Source organism: Streptomyces sp. NPDC058685 (assembly GCF_042714725.1).
GTDB lineage: Bacteria > Actinomycetota > Actinomycetes > Streptomycetales > Streptomycetaceae > Streptomyces.
Genome location: NZ_JBHXSL010000008.1, coordinates 258348 through 259979 on the forward strand (window position 1 = coordinate 258348; position 1632 = coordinate 259979).

1 protein-coding gene is annotated in these 1632 nt (G+C 70.3%); it reads left to right on the plus strand.

All coding sequences use genetic code 11. The annotated features are described in order from the left end of the window. The first annotated feature begins 192 nt into the window (after window positions 1-192). Window positions 193-1332: a magnesium and cobalt transport protein CorA gene (locus ACFWU3_RS10775; protein ID WP_384434289.1), complete on the plus strand. Its 1140-nt coding sequence runs from the start codon at window positions 193-195 to the stop codon at window positions 1330-1332. Window positions 1333-1632: the final 300 nt, after the last annotated feature.

The following is a 1632-nucleotide window of genomic DNA, read 5'->3' on the forward strand; positions in this document are numbered from 1 at the left end:
ACCCGCCCCACCCCCCCCGCCCCCACGCGCGGGCCGGCGCCGCCGCGGCGCCGCCCCCGGGGCCCCCCCCCCGGCCCGGGCACGGACGCCTGTCGGTCGTCCCTGCCGATGCGACGTGGATATCCTGCACCGAGGCCGTGGCGGCGCACTTCTCCCTGCGCGCCGCCGACCGACGTGGGAGGTGAGACGCCGATGCCGTTGACGCCGAAGCGACCCCAGTGGCGCCGCCGGCCCCAGCCCCCGGGCGGCTCTCCGCCGGAGAACGGGGCGGGCACCGAGGCCCCCGGCGCCGGTCCTGTGCACAAGGACCAGGGCAGTGTCGTCCAGGCGTCGCTGTACCGCGAGGGCCGCCGTGTCTCGACCCCCGACTCGCTCGCCGAGACCTACCGCGAACTGCACGAGTACCCCGACGGCATGGCCTGGATCGGACTGCACCGCCCGTCCGAGGCCGAACTCCTCTCGCTGGCCGCCGAGTTCGACCTGCACGAACTGGCCGTCGAGGACGCGATGGAGGCCCATCAGCGCCCCAAGCTGGAGCGCTACGGCGACACGCTCTTCGTGGTCCTGCGCGCGGCGCGCTATCTCGACGCCCAGGAGGAGGTGGACTTCGGCGAGCTGCATGTGTTCGTGGGCAAGGACTTCCTCATCACGGTCCGCCACGGCGCGGCGCCGGACCTCTCCGCCGTACGCCACCGCATGGAGGAGAACCCCGAACTCCTGGCGCTGGGACCGGAAGCGGTGCTGTACGCCATCCTGGACAGCGTGGTCGACGGGTACGCCCCGGTCGTCACGGGTGTGCAGAACGACATCGACGAGATCGAGACCGAGGTCTTCGGCGGAGACCCGGCGGTCTCCCGCCGCATCTACGAACTGTCCCGGGAGATGGTCGAGTTCCAGCGCGCCACCCGCCCGCTGGTCGGCATGCTGCACGGTCTGATGGCCGGCTTCGCGAAGTACGGCACGGACGAGGAACTCCAGCGCTATCTGCGGGACGTCGCCGACCACGTGACCCACACCAGCGAGCGCGTCGACGGCTTCCGCCAGGCGCTCTCGGACATCCTCACGGTGAACGCGACGCTGGTGACGCAACAGCAGAACGCGGAGATGCGCGCACTGGCGGAGGCGGGCTTCGAGCAGAACGAGGAGATCAAGAAGATCTCCAGCTGGGCCGCCATCCTCTTCGCCCCGACCCTGGTCGGCACGATCTACGGCATGAACTTCGAGAACATGCCGGAGCTGGGCTGGGGGTTCGGGTACCCGTTCGCCATCGGCCTGATGGGCGTGGTGTGTACGAGTCTGTACTTCATCTTCAAGCGGCGTCACTGGCTGTAGTGCGCCCGGCAAGCTTTCCCCTGTCGAGGTCGGGCGCGGATTCCACCTCGTAGGTGCGTGCTCCGAGATTGATCTCGAGGGCTCGCACGAGTTGCGGCTCGTCCTCCACCACCAGCACCCGCGCCATCGGCGTGCCGCCCTTCTTCCGTACGCCAGGAACCTGTCGTCAAGAACAGGGGCGGGAGTCCGGGGACCGGGAGCAACCTACGGCGCCCGCCGCCACCCCCCCCCCGACGAGCACGATGGCGGGGGCGGCCAGGGTGGGAAGTTGGGTTTTGGGAACATGAACCACCGCGCCGC

Excerpts from the sequence above, each read along its gene's own strand:
- ACFWU3_RS10775 (WP_384434289.1), top strand. The coding sequence starts at position 193 with ATGCCGTTGACGCCGAAGCGACCCCAGTGGCGCCGCCGGCCCCAGCCC.